The 18,184-nt window shown below is 39.9% G+C and carries 17 protein-coding genes and 1 pseudogene; 4 read left to right on the top strand and 14 right to left on the bottom strand.

The genetic code is table 11. The features are described from left to right. Positions 1 to 241 precede the first annotated feature (241 nt). From QM469_RS05005 to QM469_RS05025, 5 genes are all read right to left on the bottom strand, one after another. Positions 242 to 1,321, bottom strand: coding sequence for a carbamoyl phosphate synthase small subunit (locus QM469_RS05005; protein WP_000166838.1), 1,080 nt, complete (start codon positions 1,319 to 1,321; stop codon positions 242 to 244). 49 nt (positions 1,322 to 1,370) lie between these two features. Further along, positions 1,371 to 2,294: an aspartate carbamoyltransferase catalytic subunit gene (locus QM469_RS05010; RefSeq protein WP_414276165.1), complete on the bottom strand. Its 924-nt coding sequence runs from the start codon at positions 2,292 to 2,294 to the stop codon at positions 1,371 to 1,373. A 19-nt stretch (positions 2,295 to 2,313) separates the two neighbouring features. Further along, positions 2,314 to 2,835: a bifunctional pyr operon transcriptional regulator/uracil phosphoribosyltransferase PyrR gene (gene pyrR, locus QM469_RS05015; RefSeq protein WP_049549150.1), complete on the bottom strand. Its 522-nt coding sequence runs from the start codon at positions 2,833 to 2,835 to the stop codon at positions 2,314 to 2,316. A 208-nt stretch (positions 2,836 to 3,043) separates the two neighbouring features. Beyond that, complete coding sequence (gene nth / locus QM469_RS05020; RefSeq protein ID WP_049549149.1) at positions 3,044 to 3,673, bottom strand: endonuclease III; 630 nt, start codon at positions 3,671 to 3,673, stop codon at positions 3,044 to 3,046. Then, positions 3,674 to 4,216, bottom strand: a complete 543-nt coding sequence (locus QM469_RS05025) for a YceD family protein (protein ID WP_414276164.1) — start codon at positions 4,214 to 4,216, stop codon at positions 3,674 to 3,676. It lies immediately after the preceding gene. A 169-nt stretch (positions 4,217 to 4,385) separates the two neighbouring features. Between QM469_RS05025 and QM469_RS05030 the strand changes: the two genes are divergently transcribed. Together QM469_RS05030 and QM469_RS05035 are read left to right on the top strand one after the other, a co-directional pair. Then, a complete protein-coding gene (locus QM469_RS05030) occupies positions 4,386 to 4,715 on the top strand; it encodes a helicase BlpT (protein ID WP_414276163.1) in 330 nt (109 codons plus the stop codon). 243 nt (positions 4,716 to 4,958) lie between these two features. Continuing rightward, positions 4,959 to 6,518, top strand: a complete 1,560-nt coding sequence (locus QM469_RS05035; protein ID WP_414276162.1) for an ATP-binding cassette domain-containing protein — start codon at positions 4,959 to 4,961, stop codon at positions 6,516 to 6,518. 329 nt (positions 6,519 to 6,847) lie between these two features. Here the strand turns inward: QM469_RS05035 and QM469_RS05040 are convergent, their stop codons facing one another. The 3 genes from QM469_RS05040 to QM469_RS05050 form a co-directional block, all read right to left on the bottom strand. After that, positions 6,848 to 7,444 carry a lysostaphin resistance A-like protein gene (locus tag QM469_RS05040; RefSeq protein ID WP_414276161.1) on the bottom strand — a complete coding sequence of 199 codons (597 nt, stop codon included), beginning with the start codon at positions 7,442 to 7,444 and terminating at the stop codon, positions 6,848 to 6,850. Positions 7,445 to 7,555: 111 nt separating this feature from the next. Beyond that, the gene (gene htpX / locus QM469_RS05045) at positions 7,556 to 8,455 is read right to left on the bottom strand and encodes a zinc metalloprotease HtpX (RefSeq protein WP_414276160.1); all 900 of its coding nucleotides are present in this window, start codon (positions 8,453 to 8,455) and stop codon (positions 7,556 to 7,558) included. Between the two features lies 1 nt (position 8,456). After that, positions 8,457 to 9,017, bottom strand: a complete 561-nt coding sequence (locus QM469_RS05050) for a LemA family protein (protein WP_414276159.1) — start codon at positions 9,015 to 9,017, stop codon at positions 8,457 to 8,459. Between the two features lie 94 nt (positions 9,018 to 9,111). Here QM469_RS05050 and rsmG point away from each other — a divergent pair, with 94 nt between their 5' ends. Together rsmG and QM469_RS05060 are read left to right on the top strand one after the other, a co-directional pair. Then, the gene (gene rsmG, locus QM469_RS05055) at positions 9,112 to 9,825 is read left to right on the top strand and encodes a 16S rRNA (guanine(527)-N(7))-methyltransferase RsmG (protein ID WP_414276158.1); all 714 of its coding nucleotides are present in this window, start codon (positions 9,112 to 9,114) and stop codon (positions 9,823 to 9,825) included. A 259-nt stretch (positions 9,826 to 10,084) separates the two neighbouring features. After that, positions 10,085 to 11,368 (top strand): uracil-xanthine permease family protein, encoded by a 1,284-nt coding sequence (locus tag QM469_RS05060; protein WP_414276157.1) that lies wholly within the window; start codon positions 10,085 to 10,087, stop codon positions 11,366 to 11,368. 109 nt (positions 11,369 to 11,477) lie between these two features. On the opposite strand, the pseudogene QM469_RS05065 reads toward QM469_RS05060, so the two are convergent. The 6 genes and pseudogenes from QM469_RS05065 to QM469_RS05090 form a co-directional block, all read right to left on the bottom strand. Further along, positions 11,478 to 12,176: pseudogene (locus tag QM469_RS05065) on the bottom strand (CPBP family intramembrane glutamic endopeptidase). Positions 12,177 to 12,342: 166 nt separating this feature from the next. Further along, the gene (locus tag QM469_RS05070; protein WP_414276156.1) at positions 12,343 to 13,254 is read right to left on the bottom strand and encodes a DMT family transporter; all 912 of its coding nucleotides are present in this window, start codon (positions 13,252 to 13,254) and stop codon (positions 12,343 to 12,345) included. A gap of 9 nt (positions 13,255 to 13,263) precedes the next feature. Beyond that, on the bottom strand, positions 13,264 to 14,196 hold the full coding sequence (locus tag QM469_RS05075; RefSeq protein WP_414276155.1) for a serine hydrolase domain-containing protein: 933 nt from the start codon (positions 14,194 to 14,196) through the stop codon (positions 13,264 to 13,266). Beyond that, positions 14,193 to 14,918 carry a CppA N-terminal domain-containing protein gene (locus QM469_RS05080; protein ID WP_414276154.1) on the bottom strand — a complete coding sequence of 242 codons (726 nt, stop codon included), beginning with the start codon at positions 14,916 to 14,918 and terminating at the stop codon, positions 14,193 to 14,195. Before QM469_RS05080 ends, QM469_RS05075 begins: the two co-directional genes overlap by 4 nt. A 149-nt stretch (positions 14,919 to 15,067) precedes the next feature. Next, on the bottom strand, positions 15,068 to 15,886 hold the full coding sequence (locus QM469_RS05085) for an endonuclease/exonuclease/phosphatase family protein (protein ID WP_414276153.1): 819 nt from the start codon (positions 15,884 to 15,886) through the stop codon (positions 15,068 to 15,070). A 51-nt stretch (positions 15,887 to 15,937) separates the two neighbouring features. After that, positions 15,938 to 18,124 (bottom strand): PTS transporter subunit IIBC, encoded by a 2,187-nt coding sequence (locus QM469_RS05090; protein WP_414276152.1) that lies wholly within the window; start codon positions 18,122 to 18,124, stop codon positions 15,938 to 15,940. Between the last annotated feature and the right edge of the window lie 60 nt (positions 18,125 to 18,184).

An 18,184-nucleotide genomic window follows, 5' to 3' on the forward strand; every position in this document is an offset into this window, starting at 1 on the left:
TTTCGATAAAAAATCTAGTGCAGGGAGTTTTTAGTTCGCCTAATAGCGACTAAAAGAAACGACCTGCCTTTCTATTCGTCGCCTCACAGGGCGACATTAAATAAGATATAAAGGACGAATAGAAAGCGATTGAATTTTAGGAAACCAAGGAAGGATTGACAATCCGAGTTGGGTTCTCTAAATTTCGAGCTTTCCGTCCGTGTTCAATTGCATAAATTCTCCGACGATTTCACACTCGTCTTTAGTTTGCTTGTTTGAAGGCTTCCATCATCTCGATGAACTCGTCAAATAGATAACTTGCATCGTGCGGACCTGGTGCAGCATCTGGGTGGAATTGCACAGAAAAACCTGGTTGGTATCTGTGACGTACACCTTCAACTGACTTGTCATTGATTTCTTCATGAGTAATCATCAAATGGTCTGGAAAATCTTCACGACTCACTGCATATCCATGGTTTTGACTCGTGAAGTCCACGCGCCCTGTCGCAATTTCGCGTACAGCGTGGTTAAATCCACGGTGACCAAATTTCATCTTATAGGTCTTGGCACCATTTGCCATTGCAAAGAGCTGGTGCCCCATACAAATACCAAAGATTGGAATTTTCCCGAGAATACCACGAATCATATCGAGTGCTTCTGGTACATCTTCTGGATTTCCCGGTCCATTTGACAACATAACTCCGTCTGGATTTAAGTGAAGGATTTCCTCTGCTGTTGTAGTATAAGGAACGACCGTTACATTACAATCTCTCTTAGACAACTCTCTTAAGATTGAATGCTTGAGACCAAAGTCTACAAGTACCACGCTTAAACCTACTCCTGGAGCTGGATATGCAGTTTTTGTAGAAACCTGTTTGATATTATCAATTGGTAAAACAGTCGCTTGAAGCTGATCCGTGATGTGGTCGATACTATCTCCTACATGTGTCAGAGTCGCTCTCATAGTTCCATGTTTGCGAATGATTTTTGTCAAAGCACGTGTATCAATACCTGAAATACCAGGGATTTTCTTAGATTTCAAAAATTCATCCAGTGTCATCTGGTTTCGCCAGTTGCTGGCTCTACGAGCTTCTTCAAATACTACTACACCTTTACAGGTTGGACTGATAGACTCGTAGTCATCACGGTTAATCCCATAATTTCCAACCAAGGGATAGGTAAAAGTTAGAATTTGCCCATTATAAGACTGATCCGTAATGGATTCTTGATAACCGGTCATCCCAGTATTAAAGACGATTTCACCAGTTACATCAATATCAGCCCCAAAGGCTTTTCCTTCAAAAATTGTTCCATCTTCTAAAACTAGAAGTCGTTTAGTCATAAATTCACCTCTCGTGGATGCTCTCAGGCATCTTTTAACGTTTTGTGTCTTATTTTGCGTTTCTGTAAGTCAATACAGATTCTAAAATTGCCATTCTGACAAAGACACCATTGGTCATTTGTTGAACAATACGTGATTTTGGTGCTTCGACCAAGTGATCAGCAATTTCAACATCGCGATTTACAGGAGCAGGATGCATCAGAATAGCTTTATCTTTCAAGCGATCGTAACGTTCTTGAGTCAAACCATGCTGGGCATGATAACCCTCTTTTGAAAAGACTGTTCCACTTTCATGACGCTCATGCTGAACACGGAGAAACATCATCACATCAACTTGGTCAATGATTTCATCAATGCTTACAAACTGTCCATAGTCTGCAAACTCTTGACTTCTCCATTCCTCAGGTCCAGCAAAGTAGAGTTCTGCTCCTAAGCGTTTTAAGATTTGCATATTGGATTTAGCCACACGCGAATGGTCAAGGTCACCAGCAATGGCTACCTTGAGTCCTTCAAAGTGTCCAAATTCTTCATAAATCGTCATTAAATCAAGCAAGCTCTGGCTAGGATGTTGCCCAGAACCGTCGCCACCATTGATAATCGAAGTCATAATCGTCGGACTATCGATCAACTCTCTGTAGTAATCTACCTCTGGGTGTCGGATGACACAGGCATCTACTCCCAAGGCTGACAAGGTCAAAATTGTATCGTAGAGTGTTTCACCCTTGTTGACTGAACTTGTTTTTACATCGAAGTCCAGTAGGTGAAGGCCCAGTTTAATCTCTGCTACTTCAAAAGATTTGTGGGTACGAGTCGAACTCTCAAAGAAGAGATTAGAGACGATGTGTTGGTCTTCATAAGAAGCCTTTGCTCCATTTTTAAATTCGATCCCTCGTTTAATCAATTTCATGACTTGTTCTACAGTAAGGTCTTCCATTGAGACTACATGTTGAATGGCTTGTTGATTTTCTGACATGGCTAACTCCTTTGGCTATCTAAGCTTCTTCGGTAATAAGAACACGATCTTGTCCATCTAGTTCAGTCATCTCTACGATGATTTCTTCTGAACGACTGGTTGGGATATTTTTCCCTACATAGTCTGGACGAATCGGTAATTCTCTATGCCCGCGGTCAACTAGAACAGCTAAACTCACACGAGAAGGACGACCATGGCTTACGATGTTGTCAATAGCTGCTCGGATGGTCCGACCTGTGTAAAGCACATCGTCCACCAAGATGACCTCACGTTCTGTCACATCAACAGAGATTATAGAAGTATCTTCACCGCTTTTGACATCGTCACGGAATGGTTTGGTATCTAACTCAACGACTGGCACTGAGATAGATTCCAACTGTTCCAATCGCTCTTGGATACGGTGGGCAATGAAGACACCACGTGTTTTTATCCCAGCCAGTACAATCTTGTTCAAATCTTTATTTCGCTCGATAATCTCATAGGTAATTCGAGTAATCGCTCGCTTGACGGTCAATTCGTCTACAACTTCTTTTGTCTTCATGACAAACCTCCAAAAAGAAAAGTCTCCTTAAACAAGGAGACTTCAGAATGTATAGTTAAGCTAGCCCTACCAAAACAGCAGAGACTCCACCCTTCTACTTGATTCAGCTCCTTGCCTGCCTCACGGGACAGGATTAAAGGAATATTTGATTGGTACTACTATAACACAAACCAGGAATCGATGCAAGAAAAAACACAAGAAATCAATTTTATAACGAACTAAAATCGTACAACTGTGGATAGTGATCGCATTCTGGATTTTTCGGATGACAGATAGCACGACCAAAGTAAATCATAGCCTGATGGGCTGCAAGCCATTCTTCTGGTGGCAAAACATCCATGACACGTTTTTCGACCTCAAGGGGTGTAGCTGATTTTTTAACAATATCGTGGTGTTTACAGATTCGCTCTACGTGAGTATCTACTGCAAAAGCTGGAATACCGAATCCCACGCTCAAAACTACGTTGGCTGTTTTACGACCAACTCCTGCCAAACTCTCTAATTCTTCTCTAGTCTGAGGGACTTGACCGTCAAAATCATCCAGTAGTTGTTGGGCACATTTTTTGAGGAATTTAGCCTTATTGCGATAAAGGCCTAGGCGAGAAATATACGAGGCAATCTCACTCTCACTGGCTTCTGCCATGGTTTGTGGGGTTGGAAAAGCCGCAAAAAGTCCTGGTGTAGCCTTGTTGACTGCCGCATCTGTCGTCTGAGCAGACAGCATAACAGCAACCAGGAGTTCAAAATGATTGCGAAAATCTAGACTTGGTTTCGCATCTGGAAAAAGAGCGATGATTTCCTCAATGACATGACGGGCACGTTTCTTGGACAAAACCATCTATTCGTCTCCGTCAAACAGTCCTTGCAAACCTGCAAAAGGACTATTTTCTTCTTTCTTGACTGCTTGTTGGGCTTGATACTCTTCCTCAGACATGATTTGCCAGTCATTTCCAGATACAAATCCCTGACCTGCTTCTTCCTCAGCTGTTAAGACTTTGATAGGAATATTGAGCAAGATATTATCTGAAACACTTTCAGCCAGGTCGATTTCTCCATTTTCAATCGGCAAGACCAAGTCATCATCTAGAACTTCTTGGTCCAGTTGATTGGTTGCACCTTCCATAAAGACTTCTGTCACTGGATAAGACTCTTTCAATTCTACCGGTTCCATGCTACGGCTAGAGGCTAAGACGATTGTATAAGACAACTGATAATCTAGGAAAAACATAAGGTCTTCGTACTGAACTTTTCCAATAGCGACAATATCTTTTACATCTAAAATTTCTTGATTACGGGCACGCAAGTCAGCTGCTAAGTCTAAAGTCTGCTCAAAGTGCAAACCTTCAGGCAACTTACGAATTTCTTGAATATTTAATTTCATACTTCCTCCATAAAGATTTACTCACTTGATTATACCATGAAAGAACCGCAAGCAAGGCAACTAAACTTTCAAAAAATCATTCTCTATTTTTTGATATATTTACTATGACATTTTTTGTTTTTGGTGCTATACTATAGACATCAATACATGAGCAAAGGAGGACGCTCATATGGAAGACAAAGAACTAATCTTAGAAGCTTATCAACTCATTTCCGAGTTAAACAAAGCTTACCAAATTTGCAAACAAGGATTGCCTGATGATCTGCGCTTGCAGCAAAATATCGACGAGCTACTCAATCAACTTAAAAAGACAGAGAAACTCGATAACTCTATCTTAATTGATCTGGAGAAATTTTACCAACATACCAGTCTCTTGATTGGACTTGGCACCCTTAAACTCAATGAAGAAGCTCGCACAGCTTGGAGAAACTATGACAAATTCCACTACGATCAAGTCAAACACGTACTGACTCTCTATGGACCTGTTTTTGGTTTTTAAAAATAGAGGGTTTTCTGGCTTAATCTTGACAAATTTTCTCAAAAAGAGTATGATGATTTCAACAATACTCGGAGGTAAGGGAGACATGAACAACTAAGTCTATCAAATAAAGAACCTTTATTTAGTAGATCTTGTTTCTGTCTCTTTTTTGTGTGCTCTTTTTTTGCTGGATTTTCAGCCCTTTTAAAAGAGTTTTTTTGACATAGACGATTGGCTCTACTAGGTAAAGTAGAGCTTTTTGTTATGCAATATGAACATTCTAGAAAGGACAATAATATGATAAAAATCAATCATCTGACCATCACACAAAACAAAGATTTAAGAGACCTTGTTTCCGATTTAAACATTACCATCCAAGACGGAGAAAAGGTCGCTATTATAGGCGAAGAAGGAAATGGAAAATCAACCTTACTACGAGCTTTAATGGGGGAAGCTTTGCCTGATTTTACTATCAAGGGCGACATCCAGTCTGACCTTCAGTCCCTGACCTACATTCCCCAACATCTCCCTGAAGAACTGAAAAAAAAATCTCTGCAGGACTACTTCTTTTTAGAGTCTACAGATTTGGACTACAGCCTTCTCTATCGCTTGTCTGATGAATTACACTTTGACAGCAGTCGTTTTGCAAGTGATCAAGAAATTGGTAGTCTCTCGGGTGGTGAAGCTTTGAAAATTCAGCTCATCCATGAATTTGCCAAACCCTTTGAGATTTTATTTTTAGATGAACCTTCAAATGACCTAGATCTTGAGACGATTGATTGGCTAAAAAGTCAGATTCAGAAGATGAGGCAAACCGTTATTTTCATTTCTCATGATGAAGACTTCCTCTCTCAAACGGCAGACACCATTATCCACTTGCGACTAGTCAAACATCGAAAGGAAGCTGAAACCCTAGTCGAGCACTTAGACTATGATCGCTATAGTGCCCAAAGGAAGGCTAACTTTGCCAGACAAAGCCAGCAAGCTGCCAACGACCAAAGAGCCTATAGCAAAACTATGGAAAAACATCGCAGAGTCAAGCAAAATGTCGAAACTGCCTTGAGAAATACTAAAAATGATGTTGCTGGTCGCCTATTAGCTAAAAAGATGAAAAATGTTCTTTCTCAAGAAAAACGCTACGAAAAAGCAGCTCAGTCCATGACCCAAAAGCCACTTGAAGAGGAACAAATCCAACTTTTCTTTTCAGATATAGAGCCATTAGCAGCTTCTAAAGTCTTACTTCGACTGGAAAAGGAAAGTTTGTCCATTGGTGAGCGTGTTTTGGCTCAAAAACTCCAACTAACTGTTTGGGGGCAAGATAAAATCGGCATCATCGGGCCAAATGGTGTTGGCAAATCGACTCTGTTAGCCAAGTTACAAAAACTACTAAGTGGCAAAAGTGAGATTTCACTTGGATTTATACCACAAAATTACCAAGAAGCATTGCAATTGGATCTATCTCCAGTAGAATTTCTCAGCCAAACTGGACATAAAGAGGAAGTACAGAAAATCCAATCCTTCCTAGCCAGTCTCAATTTCAGTTATCCAGAAATGCACCACCAAATCCGCTCCTTATCTGGTGGCCAACAAGGTAAACTCCTTCTTTTGAATTTAGTGCTGCGGAAACCAAACTTTCTCCTTCTGGATGAACCCACACGAAACTTTTCTCCAACTTCTCAACCCGAAATCAGAAAACTCTTTGCCAATTATCCTGGTGGTCTGGTCACTGTTTCACATGATCGACGTTTCTTAAAAGAAGTATGTAGGAGTATCTATCGTTTGACAAAAAATGGGTTAGAAATAGTTGATTTACAAGATTTATAAATGTAGAAAATAGCAAGTGGCTGGGCAAAAACTAAATTTCAGAAGAAAATCAAGTAAATCTTCCCACAATAAAACGCATAGTATCAAGTTTTTTCAACACCTGATATGATGCGTTTTTTGATTTTAAAGACTTTTTGCCCAGACTCGTTGGATCTGCTCAATTTGTTCTGAGTTTAAAGGTTTAGTATAGAAGAGTTTTTGAGCAGCCTTGCTATAGAAGATTCTGCTACATACTCTACAAGCCACCTCATGACTGGCTATTATTTCGGTTGTATAAGATAAATAACTTTTTACCTCTGTTTAAAAATCGGAGCATTCTAATTTATCGATTATATCAAATACATAAAGCAAAATGCAACTATATTATTGAGGGCATGCAAGAGAATGGAATTCCAAAGATTGTCGGAAGTCTTATACCTTATACCAAATGCAAATCCCATACCTAAATAGGTGATAAAACTAGAAATCGTATAGGGTCCATGTAGATAAGCAAAGAAAACCGATGTGGTAACCAATCCAATATATGTATTCTTAAATACTGTCCCTTGTAACAGTCCTCGCATAAAAATTTCTTCCGTAACGGGTGCTAAAATACAGAGTTCTAGAAAAAGCACAGGCAATGAAAGTGATAAACTTTGAATTGATTGAGTAGTGTCTGATTGGGTAGGTCCTAAAAAATTGACCAACATATAAAATAAGAAAAGCAAGGCGTAGGAGAGAAGCCATTTCAAGATATCTTTTAGGCAGATTTTTCGAATGTGAAACAGGTCATACTTTCTTCCTACATAAAAAAATATTGAGAGTTCAACAAGTGTAAAAATGATTGAGAGAACTAATGAATTTGTCTGCATAACTTTGTCAGCTATACTCAAGTGTATTGGTATGAAAATCAAAATCAAGAAAAAGGTCATCCAGCGCTTATACATGATTCACCTCACTAATATTTAATTACATATATTATACTACTTTTTTGTGATAGGACAAGTAACAAGTGAGGTGATAGATGCAAAAATCCAGAGGAAAATCTCTGGATGTTTTTACATATGTTTCAAACGCTCAATTCGTTCTGAGATTGGCGGATGGGTATAGAAGAGTTTTTGCAAACCACCTCGTTTTTGAGGATCGTTGATGTAAAGTGCACTGCTAGCATCATCTACATGACGGCTCATTGGCTGACTATTGTCCAACTTACGTAGAGCATTAATCATCCCTTGAGGATTACGAGTCAACTCTACACTTGAAGCATCTGCTAAAAATTCTCGCTGACGAGAGATGGCTAGTTGTACCAAGGTTGCTGCTAGGGGAGCCAAAACAATTGCTAGGAGAGAAACGACTAGCATAATAATTTCAAGTCCACCACTATCACGGTCATCACTTCTACGACCACGACCTGCACCTCCCCACCACATCATGCGTCCAGCCATACTTGATAAAAGTGTAATCGCACTGGCAAGGGCAACCGCAATAGTAGAAATACGAATATCATAGTTACGAATGTGACTGACTTCATGGCCAATAACCGCCTCTAACTCTTCACGATTCATAATCGATAGGAGTCCTGACGTTGCTGCTACCGCTGCATTTTGAGGATTTGAACCCGTTGCAAAGGCATTTAAGCTAGCATCATCGATAATAAAGACACGTGGCATGGGGATTTGCGCCACCATAGCCATATCTTCCACAACATGATAGAGAGTTGGTTCCGTCTGCTCATTCACCTCACGCGCACCATTCATGCTCATGACTATCTCTGTTGATTGAAAAATCATGGAGAATGCATAGACTAAGCCGATAATTAAGGCTAGAACCATACCTCCTATTCCTGATCTCATAAAGAGATAACCAACCGCATAGCCGAGCAAGGCTAAAAGGAGAAAGAATACTAGTAGTAAAATCCAAGTTCTTCGCTTATTACTCGCAATTTGATCATACAACATTCTAGTCACCTAAACCACTAAAATCGACTTTAGGTACTACCTTTTCTTCTTCAGGAGTTTGAAGGAAGTCAGCCACTTTAAAACCAAAGAGTCCAGCAACTAGGTTACTTGGGAATGTTTCTAATTTAACATTATAGTTGCTAACAACACTATTGTAGAGTTGGCGAGAGTATGAGATTTTATTTTCAGTATTGGTCAACTCCTCTTGCAATTTAGCAAAGTTGCCACTCGCTTTTAGGTCTGGATAATTTTCTGCAACTGCAAAGATTCCTGAAACCTGACGTGAAAGGGCATCACTAGCTCTCATAGCTTCTGCCGGTGAGGTTGCAGCGGCTACTTGATTACGGAGTTCTGCAACTTTTTCAAGCGTTGAACCTTCATACTTTGCATATCCCTTCACGGTCTCAATCAAGTTTGGCAAGAGATCGTTACGACGTTTCAACTGAACATCAATCTGACTCCATGCCTCTTTAGTTTGCATGCGATTTTTAACCAATCCATTATAGGTAATAATCACAAAGATACCAATAAGAGCAAGAACTCCAAGAATAATCCAATTCATCTGATATCTCCTTTCTGTTTTTAGATTAGTACCAGTATATCAAATTTCTATCTTTTTGTGGTAAAATAAGATGATACTAAAGAAGGAAACTACTATGAAACCAGAAACTTTTTACACATTACTTGCTGAACAAAATATTATTCTTTCTGACCAGCAAAAAGTTCAATTTGAGCGTTATTTTGAACTCTTAGTCGAGTGGAACGAAAAAATCAACCTGACTGCTATTACAGAAAAGGAAGAAGTCTATCTCAAACACTTCTATGATTCCATCGCTCCTATTTTACAAGGATTGATTGAAAACCAGCCCATTAAACTCTTAGACATCGGTGCTGGAGCAGGTTTTCCTAGCCTTCCCATGAAAATTCTCTATCCTCAGCTAGAGGTTACTATTATTGATTCTCTCAATAAACGTATCAACTTTCTTACTCTATTAGCCCAAGAACTAGGTTTAGAAAATGTTCACTTCTATCATGGACGTGCCGAAGACTTCGCCCAAGATAAGAACTTCCGTGCTCAGTTTGATATCGTTACAGCTCGTGCAGTTGCCCGTATGCAGGTCTTGTCCGAGTTGACTATCCCCTACCTGAAAGTCGGTGGAACATTGCTAGCTCTTAAGGCTAGCAATGCACCTGAGGAATTAACTGAAGCTAAAAATGCCCTTAACCTTCTCTTTAGTAAGGTTGAAGATAATCTCAGTTACAAACTTCCTAACGGAGACCCTCGCTACATTACTATTGTAGAGAAGAAAAAAGAAACTCCAAATAAATACCCCAGAAAAGCAGGTATGCCTAACAAACGTCCGCTTTAGAAAGATTAAAAATCTGCAAACTCACATCTCACTTTCTTATTTCAAGGCTCGGGAAAAAATGATTTACAAAATCATTTTTTTCTGCTATACTATCCTAAGCAAAGGTTTTTAATGTCATCCCGTGAGGTGACGAAGGCGCAGATCTATATAAAACTCTTTAAAACTTGATGAAGGATTCTTGTTTTAGAGAGGTCTTACTCTGGGAGCCTATTGCTATAAAATAATGGGCTCTTTTTTGATGCCCAAAAGTGAGGTTAATATGAAACAGGAATCAACTGTTGATTTGTTATTAGACGTTGACCAACGTCCTTCAGCTGGAAAAGGAATTCTTCTTAGCTTCCAGCACGTATTCGCCATGTTTGGTGCTACTATCTTGGTACCTTTGATCTTGGGAATGCCTGTATCTGTTGCCCTTTTTGCATCAGGTGTAGGAACACTCATTTACATGGTTTGTACTGGCTTTAAAGTTCCAGTTTATCTGGGGTCTTCTTTTGCCTTTATCACAGCCATGTCACTTGCTATGAAAGAAATGGGTGGCGATGTATCTGCCGCTCAGACAGGGGTTATCCTGACTGGTTTTGTTTATGTCCTTGTTGCTGCAAGTGTTCGCTTTGCAGGTACAAAATGGATCGACAAACTCTTACCTCCAATCATTATCGGTCCTATGATCATCGTTATCGGTCTTGGACTTGCAGGTTCAGCTGTTACCAACGCTGGTCTTGTAGCTGACGGAAACTGGAAAAACGCTCTTGTAGCCGTTGTTACTTTCTTGATTGCTGCCTTTATCAATACAAAAGGAAAAGGCTTCCTACGAATCATCCCATTCCTTTTTGCCATTATCGGTGGTTACCTCTTTGCCCTAGCACTTGGATTAGTTGACTTCACTCCTGTTCTTGAAGCTAACTGGTTTGAAATCCCTGGTTTCTACCTACCATTCAACACAGGTGGTGCCTTCAAACAATACAACCTTTACTTCGGTCCTGAAACAATTGCCATCCTACCAATCGCAATCGTAACGATTTCTGAACATATCGGAGACCACACCGTTCTAGGTCAAATCTGTGGACGCCAATTCTTGAAAGAACCAGGTCTTCACCGTACCCTTCTTGGTGACGGTATCGCAACTTCTGTTTCTGCCTTCCTTGGTGGACCAGCCAATACAACTTACGGAGAAAATACAGGGGTTATCGGTATGACTCGTATCGCTTCTGTCTCAGTTATCCGTAACGCTGCCTTCATCGCGATTGCCCTTAGCTTCCTTGGTAAATTTACTGCTTTGATTTCAACAATTCCAAACGCTGTACTTGGTGGTATGTCTATCCTTCTTTACGGGGTTATCGCAAGTAACGGTTTGAAAGTCTTGATCAAAGAACGTGTTGACTTCGGTCAAATGCGTAACCTTATCATCGCAAGTGCTATGTTGGTGCTTGGACTTGGTGGTGCTATCCTTAAACTTGGTCCAGTTACCCTTTCAGGTACTGCCCTATCAGCTATGACAGGTATCATCCTAAACTTGATCTTGCCATACGAAAACAAAGACTAATCCATATAGAATCAACAAGAGGTCGGGACCGAAATCCCGACCTTATTTTTATGAACAAGAAGCCTTTGATACAGTGACTCATTGGACTGTTGTCAAAAAGTTTGATTTCTTAATTTGCCCAAGCAATCAAGAGATACAAGAGACTGGATCCAAACATATCAGCAAGAGCATGCATGAGAAAAAATGGCAGTAAATTCTTGACTACATACTTGTACAAGAAATAATAGAATAGACCGTAAACAAGCCCAATCACCAAAGCCCAAAGCAATCCTTGATAGGTATGGAAAGAAATCCGTATAATTATCGAGTAGACTAGAGCCAACCACTTGTGCTTTTCTTTTACTGAGGTCAGTAAGCCTAAGAAGAAAAATTCTTCATAAAAACCATTTAGTAAAGCATAGCAAATAGCCATTGGTGTTAAGGCTATGAATTTTCGAATGATTTCCATAGGGGCTATAAAAGGAATTAGTTGAGGATTGAAATAATTATACTCACCACTAAGGGTTGTAATGATATCACCGAATATCCCAACTACAGCAAAGATAAGGGGAACCCAAATTAAAACAGACCAGCTCCAACGTATAGGAAGCTGTTTAAAATCATAATTTCGAATCACAAGATAAAGGAAGGTAATCCCTAACATCATCAATTGAAAATTGAAATTACTAGAATAGGCTGCCCCATCACTTGCTAGATTTGTCGTAGTTTCTGCGACGCTAGTAAGAGTTAAAGGCGATAAACTCCCCATAAATTATTGGGTAGAACGAATGATAAACTCTCCAAACATTAGAACAGTAACGATTAAGATATCAAACTATTTTAAGTATTTTCAAGGTCTAGCAAGATAAATACTTTGTAGAAACTTCATATTCCCTCCTTATCTTTAATAATATGGATTGATTATAAAAAAATTATATGAACCAACTTGCTGAAAGATTAAAAAAAACAGCCTTATCAAAGACTGTTTTAATCCATTAAACGGAGTGATGTTTCTTTTCCAATATTAGATCCTTCAATGAAATAATTGTTACAGCTAATAAAATCATAGCCATTCCAACAAAGTCAATCGGATAGAAAATATCTCCCATAATCATGAAGGCGAAAAATACTGCCGAGATAGGCTCAATCGAAGCCAAAAGGCTAGACTTAACTGGTCCTATCATACTGGCTCCCTTGAGGAAGGCTGTATAGGCAAAGACCGTTCCAATCAGAATGATGCCGGCAAAAGCTAGAATGGTATCAAAAGATATGGGAATACTGGCCCCGATAAGCCCCGTAAAAGGTACTGCTAGTATACCTGAGATGGTCATTCCAACACCAATAACCAAAATGCTCCCCCATTTTTGAATCAATTTTATGGGTAAAATGATATAAAGAGCATAGGTTAGGGCTGAGAACAAGCCCCAGAATAGACCAGCTGGAGTCATCGAGAGTTGATCCAATTGCACATGTGTTGCAATGAGAAAGGTCCCACCTATAGCTAAAAACATAGAGATGATTTCTGAAAGCGTCGGAGCCACCTTATCCTTGATACAAGTGTAAGCAAGGATTCCAACTGGACAGACATACTGAAGTACTGTCGCTGTCCCAGCATTTGTCTCCTGAATAGCTGATAGATAAGCTAATTGATTTAGAAAAAGACCAAATAAAGAAAATAGCAAGAGAGAAAACAGACTTGATTTATCCTTCAGAAAGGCCATAAATTTATCCCTTGATTTAGTATAGGCCAGAAGAACCAAGAGTAATCCAGCGATTATCAAACGGATATTGGTCAGAACGAGAGCTGAAATCCCGTGAACCATCAAGTACTGACCACTGGTTCCCGATAAGCCCCAGGCAATACCTGCAATGACTGTATAAAGAGTTCCTTTTAAAGCTTTTGACATACTTCCTCCCTAGTCTGCCTCTCGAATCAAGTCCATAACCTGATTACGATCCAAAATCCACTGGGCACGCTCATCTTTTTCATAGGTTCTGTTAGATAAAAAGATTACCGCCTCTTGTTTCTTACGATTCCACATGATAAAGGTCCCAGTATAGCCTGTATGGTCCAGCCAATCACCTTCAAGATTCCAGGCCAATGAGCGTTCTTTATCACTCAGATCCGAAAAATTCTGACTCAATCCCTCAGCAAAATCATCCTGCAAATAATGCTCTAGAAAGATTTTTAAATCATGAACTGTCGAAAACAAACCTGCACTACCTGCATGCTTTCCAAGCAAACGAGCCTTGGGATCATGGACCACTCCTGCTTTCTGTCCACGGACCGTTGGAACAGCACAGTTAACTGGACCAAACTGAGTTTCCTTCATTCCCCAAGGATCCAAAACTTGCTCTTGTAAAATCTGATCCAAGTCCTTTTCAAAATAGTTTTCCAAGAGAAAACCTAGCAAGAGAAAATGCACATCCGAGTAGAGAAAGGCTCTCTTCTCTCGGCGATTCAAATGATACATGGCATTCCTCAACTGGTCTTCTGAGAGCTGATCCCTATTTGGGATAAAAGGATCCAAATCTGTCGCATGCGTTAGGAGTTGACGAACAGTGATGTCTGGATAATCTACTTCTGGAAGATAGTCTCTTATGGAGTTATCAAGCTCAATCTTGCCTTCCTTCCACAAGAAGGTTAAGACCGTTCCCACTCCAACAACCTTGCTGACACTTGCCAAATCATAGACCAAGCCCTCACGAGTCTGCTCACCAATTTCTGGATTTGCTTCTCCTAGATACCAGTCAGACCAAACGCCATCCTGATAATATGCAAAAGAGGCACCAGGATAAATCCCCGCCTCAATTTGTTGCTTTATTTTTTGAATGATTTTTTGTTTCATACTGCTTCAAACCACAATTCGATATTGTTGGTATCCTTAGTGAGGAAAAACTTCTCTGATTTTGGAATAAAGTAACCGGCTTCTTCAAATCTCTGACGCAATACAGGCAAATCTAAATTCTCTACTTGAAATTTCAACATGGACAAGTCCCAAGTTACATTATTTTCAACCAGTAAATCGCTCCCTTGAGCTTGATTAAAAGCTAGTCGATTTTCGATTTCTTCTTTTTCAAGTAGGCTTGATATCTCATCTGGTAAGTTGATTTCCACAGAGATTTCAAAGGCTGTCAAATATCTCAGTTTCTCATCTTTTGAAAAAGTGACTTCTTCCTCAACTTTTTTCAAATCTTTGATATTATCTTCAGCATGAATAAGAATACAATCCCCTTCTGGAGAAAGAAGCTCAAAAGCATATCCCTTAGCCCCCTTATAGAGTTGAGGGATTTCTTCCATTCTAGCTAGTAGTGCTTCAATCTCAGATGGCTTCTCTACCTTTACAAGTAATCTAGCTAATTTTTTAATCCCTTCAACCTTACGGCTCCTCATACTTGGTGACTCTTCTAAAACTAACTTTTCAATGCCTGACTGGTCTCCTAGTGATAAGAAGGCTGACTCTTCAAGCAAAGGTTTCATCCCCAAAGTCTCAATATAAAATGATTCATTTAGATTTCTATTATTTACCTTTAGCGTCGGGATCATACGCTTTATTTGATTTACAATCATAAATTCCTCCAACACTTTTTATTTTAAAGGATTTTATCTTTTTTTACAAGTTATTCAATAAAAAACTTTAACTATATTAACTCCTTAAATAAATCAACCCCTTCTGCTAGTAGAAGGGGGACTGGTTTGTTTTTACTAAAATACCTTATTTAGTCTTTCCAAGCTAATTCTGCTTGGAGACCATAATGGTCGCTCACCTGTGGACTGTTTTTACCATCAAAGACCACGTGAAGTTTTTCTACCTGCACATCCTTTGTTGTAAAGATATAATCGATTCGAAGAGGTTCGCTGTTCCCCTTCCAACCATCAATTTCAGGCGGAACAGTGTAACTACCACTTCTTTCTTTTGCAACTTCAAATGCATCTTGTAAGTTTAATGGACTAGCTAAAATAGCTTGGTAACCCTCTTGGCCTGCAGGATTATTAAAATCACCTGCTAGCAAGAGTGGCTTGTTCAATTCTTTCAGAACTGCTTCAAAGCGCGCCCATTCCTCTTGGAAACCTTTATCCCACCAAGAAAGATGGACACTGGCAACTGCAAGCTCCTTACCATCGACTACAGTTTCAGCCAAGGCAACACGGCGAGTATGATAGTCTGTTGGATCATCCACATCTGAAACCAAAATTTCTCTGGCTTCAATTGGTGTTTTAGATAGGATTGCAACACCTTCATGGTAACGATCGTAGCCGATATGGTTGTAGGCCCAAGTCCAATAATAGTTTTGACCTTGCTCAGCCAACTTCTCTACCAAAAGTCGCACATAGTGGTCTTGATGAATCGGCTCAGCCGATGGTAATGGCTGATAAAGTGCACCAGCTTCTACTTGCGCTGAGGTGATTTCCTGGTTGATTTCCTGAAAACAAATCAAATCATAACTGTTTTCAAGTATATCTTGAAGTAAAAGTTGGAACTTTTGTTCAGGATCTTTTTCCATCCAACTATGGGTATTGAGTGTTAAAAACTTCATTCTTTTCTCCTATAAACAAGAGGTTGGAAACAGCTTCCAACCTCCTAAATATTACAATTCTACTTTTGCAACTGCTGTTTTAGCAGCAAGAGAACCTGTTTTTTCTAATTTAACTGATTTGATCGCATCACCATTTGTGAAGACAACTACTGTTGAAGTTTCACGTCCTGCTGCACGGATAGCATCCAAGTCAGCTGTGACAAGAAGATCACCTGCCGCAACTTTTTGTCCTTCAGCAACATGAACTGTAAATGGTTTTCCTTCAAGACTTACTGTGTCCAAACCAATGTGAACAAGTACTTCAAGGCCTGCTTCAGTCACAAGACCAAGAGCGTGTTTAGTTGGGAAGATACTTGATACAGTACCTGATACTGGAGATACAATGTTTCCGTTTGCTGGTTCCACCGCAAATCCATCACCCATCATTTTTTGAGCAAATACTGGATCCTTTACTTGTTCCAAGGCAACCACTTGACCGTCAGCAACTGAATAAACTTCTTCAGTTACACCTTTATATACAACAGCATTTTTAGAAGATGATGCCATTTGACTTGGAAGAGTTTCAGGAATCACTTCACCTGAGTCAAGAAGGTCTTGAATATCTGATTTCAAAACATCAGCTTTAGGTCCATAGATAGCTTGGACACCTTGCCCTTTCATGACAAGTCCCATAGCTCCTTCAGCTTTCCATTGTTCTTCTGTTCCGACTTTTTCAGCGTCTTTTACAGTAACACGAAGACGAGTCATACATGCGTCAACGTCAACGATGTTAGCACGTCCACCAAGAAGGTTGATGATGTTAACAGCTTGAGAAGCTTCTGCAACTTTTGACTCACCAGAAGCAGCAGATTCTGATGAACCTTCAGCAGTTTCGTAGTTTCCGTTACGTCCTGGAGTAGCATAGTTGAATTTTTGAATCATGAAGTTGGCGATGAAGTACATGATAACTGCAAATAGCGCTGTTACCCAGATAAAGTTAATAATATCCATACCAAGACCCGCATTGATCGCCATTGGTGTACGAGTCAAGAATTCGATAGAACCGAATGAGTGCATACGCAGGTTAACCACGTCAGCCATAGCAAAGGCAGCACCTTGAACTACTGAATAAACAAGATACATAGGTGTTGCAACAAACATGAACATATATTCAATTGGCTCAGTAACACCAGTCAAGAAAGTTGCAAGAGCTGTCGCAATCATCATTCCTTTGTATTGGTGTTTCTTGTCTGCTTCAACATTACGGTAAATAGCAACAGCCACACCCATCAAAATACCGAATGAACCAATCATTTGTCCAACTTTGAAACGAGCTGGATGTACTGTATCTAACAAGTGTTGGTATTGACTAGCATCAGTACCTTTAAGGTTTACAAGGTCTGTTACCCATGCAAGCCAAAGTGGGTCTTGACCAAATACTTGAGTACCTTTAGCTGCACCAGTTAAAATGTCATAAGTACCACCAAGAGCTGTGTAGTTCATTGGGATAGTCAACATGTGGTGAAGACCAAATGGCAAGAGCAAGCGTTCCAAAGTACCATACAAGAATGGTGCAAGGATTGGAGCAGTTTCTTGTGAGTTGGCAATCCAGATACCGAAGTTGTTGATACCTGTCTGAATCAGTGGCCAGAAAGCTGAAAGAAGAATTGCAGCGATTGCTGAGCGAAGAATAACTACAAATGGTACAAAACGTTTCCCGTTAAAGAATGAAAGTGCATCAGGAAGTTTACGGAAGTTGTAGTATTTGTTAAAAGCAGTCGCTCCAACAAAACCTGAGATAATCCCTACAAATACCCCCATGTTAAGGGCTGGAGCCTCAAGTACGCTAATGAAGTAATCAGAAACCTTGATAGATCCACCAAAGATTGTTGAAACCATAGCGTTAGGATCCTTCAACATATCCCCTGATACACCGAAGATTGTACCAGTGATACGGTTAATAAGGATAAATGCAAGACCTGCCGCAAAAGCACCACCAGCACGTTCCTTAGCCCAGCTTCCTCCAATAGCAAGGGCAAACAAAATATGAAGGTTACCGATAACTCCCCAACCAATTTGCTCTAGTACGCCACCAGTAATAACTAGGGGAGCAAGGTTTGGGTCAATCATTGCAAGTGACTTACCGATTGAAATCATCAATCCAGCCGCTGGCATAACAGCGATAACCACCATTAGAGCCTTACCGAATTTCTGCCAAAATTCGAAAGACAAGACATTTTTGAATGTATCTTTCATCATTCAAATCTCCTTTATATTTATTCGGCAAACGTTTTACGAAAACGTTTGCGCATGTTTATG

This window comes from Streptococcus infantis, assembly GCF_047464215.1.
Lineage (GTDB): Bacteria > Bacillota > Bacilli > Lactobacillales > Streptococcaceae > Streptococcus > Streptococcus infantis_P.

What these genes read in the sequence shown, in the direction of transcription:
- QM469_RS05090 (WP_414276152.1), bottom strand. Translation starts at nt 18,124, where the DNA reads ATGATGAAAGATACATTCAAAAATGTCTTGTCTTTCGAATTTTGGCAG.
- QM469_RS05085 (WP_414276153.1), bottom strand. Translation starts at nt 15,886, where the DNA reads ATGAAGTTTTTAACACTCAATACCCATAGTTGGATGGAAAAAGATCCT.
- QM469_RS05050 (WP_414276159.1), bottom strand. Translation starts at nt 9,017, where the DNA reads ATGAATTGGATTATTCTTGGAGTTCTTGCTCTTATTGGTATCTTTGTG.
- htpX (WP_414276160.1), bottom strand. Translation starts at nt 8,455, where the DNA reads ATGTTGTATGATCAAATTGCGAGTAATAAGCGAAGAACTTGGATTTTA.
- QM469_RS05075 (WP_414276155.1), bottom strand. Translation starts at nt 14,196, where the DNA reads ATGAAACAAAAAATCATTCAAAAAATAAAGCAACAAATTGAGGCGGGG.
- QM469_RS05040 (WP_414276161.1), bottom strand. Translation starts at nt 7,444, where the DNA reads ATGTATAAGCGCTGGATGACCTTTTTCTTGATTTTGATTTTCATACCA.
- QM469_RS05035 (WP_414276162.1), top strand. Translation starts at nt 4,959, where the DNA reads ATGCAATATGAACATTCTAGAAAGGACAATAATATGATAAAAATCAAT.
- QM469_RS05025 (WP_414276164.1), bottom strand. Translation starts at nt 4,216, where the DNA reads ATGAAATTAAATATTCAAGAAATTCGTAAGTTGCCTGAAGGTTTGCAC.
- nth (WP_049549149.1), bottom strand. Translation starts at nt 3,673, where the DNA reads ATGGTTTTGTCCAAGAAACGTGCCCGTCATGTCATTGAGGAAATCATC.
- pyrR (WP_049549150.1), bottom strand. Translation starts at nt 2,835, where the DNA reads ATGAAGACAAAAGAAGTTGTAGACGAATTGACCGTCAAGCGAGCGATT.
- rsmG (WP_414276158.1), top strand. Translation starts at nt 9,112, where the DNA reads ATGAAACCAGAAACTTTTTACACATTACTTGCTGAACAAAATATTATT.
- QM469_RS05005 (WP_000166838.1), bottom strand. Translation starts at nt 1,321, where the DNA reads ATGACTAAACGACTTCTAGTTTTAGAAGATGGAACAATTTTTGAAGGA.
- QM469_RS05070 (WP_414276156.1), bottom strand. Translation starts at nt 13,254, where the DNA reads ATGTCAAAAGCTTTAAAAGGAACTCTTTATACAGTCATTGCAGGTATT.
- QM469_RS05030 (WP_414276163.1), top strand. Translation starts at nt 4,386, where the DNA reads ATGGAAGACAAAGAACTAATCTTAGAAGCTTATCAACTCATTTCCGAG.
- QM469_RS05010 (WP_414276165.1), bottom strand. Translation starts at nt 2,294, where the DNA reads ATGTCAGAAAATCAACAAGCCATTCAACATGTAGTCTCAATGGAAGAC.
- QM469_RS05060 (WP_414276157.1), top strand. Translation starts at nt 10,085, where the DNA reads ATGAAACAGGAATCAACTGTTGATTTGTTATTAGACGTTGACCAACGT.
- QM469_RS05080 (WP_414276154.1), bottom strand. Translation starts at nt 14,918, where the DNA reads ATGATTGTAAATCAAATAAAGCGTATGATCCCGACGCTAAAGGTAAAT.